This window comes from Synechococcus sp. R8-2, from assembly GCF_047461715.1.
Taxonomy (GTDB): Bacteria; Cyanobacteriota; Cyanobacteriia; order Thermostichales; family Thermostichaceae; genus Thermostichus.
In genome coordinates this window covers 1-2,045 of sequence record NZ_JANSHQ010000408.1, presented here as the reverse complement: position 1 = coordinate 2,045, position 2,045 = coordinate 1, and the positions used below count along the sequence as shown (strand labels likewise).

The 2,045-nt window shown below is 57.5% G+C and carries 3 protein-coding genes; 2 read left to right on the top strand and 1 reads right to left on the bottom strand.

Features of this window, described 5'->3' with window-relative positions:
- Positions 1–282 (bottom strand): twin-arginine translocation signal domain-containing protein (locus NW819_RS09950; protein ID WP_414413641.1); only part of this gene is annotated, 282 nt, incomplete at its 3' end.
- Positions 283–539: 257 nt separating this feature from the next.
- Here NW819_RS09950 and NW819_RS09945 point away from each other — a divergent pair.
- The gene (locus tag NW819_RS09945; RefSeq protein WP_414413640.1) at positions 540–671 is read left to right on the top strand and encodes a hypothetical protein; all 132 of its coding nucleotides are present in this window, start codon (positions 540–542) and stop codon (positions 669–671) included.
- Positions 672–749: 78 nt separating this feature from the next.
- Positions 750–2,045, top strand: a 1,296-nt coding sequence (locus NW819_RS09940) for an NAD-binding protein (RefSeq protein WP_414413639.1), incomplete at its 3' end; no start/stop codon positions are given.

Genomic DNA, 2,045 nt, shown 5'->3' with positions numbered 1-2,045 from the left:
CCGGGCAATATCCACCGTCATGAAGATGTCGGCGGGGCTGTTGGATCCCTCGCTGCGGATGCGCTGGACGATCTCATCGGCGTTGCCCTGCACCCAATTCACGGTAATGCCCGTTTTCTGCTTGAAAAGTTCGTACAATTTCTCGTCTGTGCCGTAGTGCCGCGAGGTGTAGAGGTTCACTTCCCGATTGGCGCCATGGGCCGGACGCAGAAGAGACCCTGCTGCCAGAGCCGCAGAACCTAGCGTGGCTCCACTGACAAATTGCCGTCGCGATAAGCGCATACCCAACTCCTAAGTTCAAAAACATCTCAAGAGACAGAGCTCCACCGGCCAAGCTGGCCATGCCTCTCTCTGAGAAAAAACCTGAAAGCTACGCCCAAAGGACAAAGGCGGTTCCCGCAAATCTCACTCTGTTGACCCTCATCTTAGGCCAGCTTTATTGAGACTTTTATTCAAGAACCTCGCCTTGGGGCAATGATAGAGGATCTCAAGTACCGGGTCAAGCTCTTAGAAGTTTTTCTCATCTCTCACCCTTTGGGATGGAACTGGCCAACTTCCCCCTGTTCTCGACAGCACTCGAGATGGCCAGCAACGCAGCCGGTCTTGTTGAGCAACGGGTCTCTACCCAGGGCTTTGCGGTCAGCGGTATTGACAGCACTCGCGAAAGCTGAAGAGGCTTCGGGTATAAAGGGAGCAGGGTAGATGACAGAGCTATGGTGAGCTCCCTTTCGAGATCGCCTCATGCACAGGTGCAAGAGAATAGCAGGGATCCAGGTGTCTCTATCCTGGTCTGCGGCTACAACGATTTGGTGGAGCTCACTCTCCAAGCCCTAGAAGCTTTTGGACATCGCGCTGTAGTAGTTGCTCCCGATCTGCCCCCTCATTTGGAAGAGCAGTGGCAATACCTACAGGCGGATCCCCGCCAGCCGGGGGTGTTGCAGCGGGCTGGGATCGAGCGGATTAGGGTGGCGCTGCTCCTGGAGGACAGCGACCAAGCCAATTTCGAGCTGGCTTTGCTGATTCGAGATCTCAACCCACAGGTGCGCGTCGTCTCGCGTCTGTTCAACCACAGCCTTGCCCGCTATCTCGACTCGGTTTTGCCGCAGCATTTTTCCCTATCGGTGGCGGCTTTGGCTGCCCCGGCTTTTGCCCTTAAGGCTGTTTCCGACGAATTTGTTGGCTACTTTGAGCTGCCCCAGCTGGAAGCCCAGCCGGCCACGCTTCCGCCAGAGCTGGCAGATCCGGCTTACTTTGTCTCAGACCGAGAGACCACCCTCTGGAACGTGGTAGAGCTGACCATCGGATACAACTCCCGCCTGCTGCATATGCCCCTCTCGGAGCTGGAGGAAACTTTTGGGGCGCGGGTGCTGTTTCATTACCCGGTGGATGGGCTTTCTAACTTTTCCAAACAGCGAGTTTTCGACGACTTTGACCACGAGGCAGAGCTGCTGGAGGGGGATCGCGTTTTGGTCATTTGCGATCCCAGAGCCTACCTGCAACTGTTGGAACGCAACGGGCGACGGGGCTCCTCACGGGCACAGCGCTGGGCCAGCGGCCAGATGCAGGACAAGCGACAACAACGGCAAGGCAGGTCGTTGGGGCGGGGATCCCTTGGGTCTTGGCTGCGCAGAGGAGTGCAGGGACTCCTACAGGTCAAGCCCATCGTGCGCACCCTCACCTTCACCTTGGGGGCCATGTTGGTGCTGGGGGTGATCAACTTCAGGATGATCGGCAAACCCCTCATCGATGGGCTTTTGCTGACGATCGTGGTGCTGACAGGGGGCTACGGGGATATTGAGGCTTTTCAACAGCCGGAAACACCGCTGGGGGTGAAGGTGCTGGCGGTGATGATGACCTTGGTGGGGGCTGCCCTGGTGGGGTTGATTTACGGCTTGGTGACCGACAAATTGGTGAGCAGTCGCTTTGGCTTGGGTCGGGCTGCCCGTATGCCCAAAGAGGATCATGTGGTGATCGCAGGGTTGGGGCGGCTGAGCTATTTGGTGCTGCAGTTGTTGCGGCAGATGGGCTACGAGGTGGTGGTGGTG

What these genes read in the sequence shown, in the direction of transcription:
- NW819_RS09945 (WP_414413640.1), top strand. Translation starts at nt 540, where the DNA reads ATGGAACTGGCCAACTTCCCCCTGTTCTCGACAGCACTCGAGATGGCC.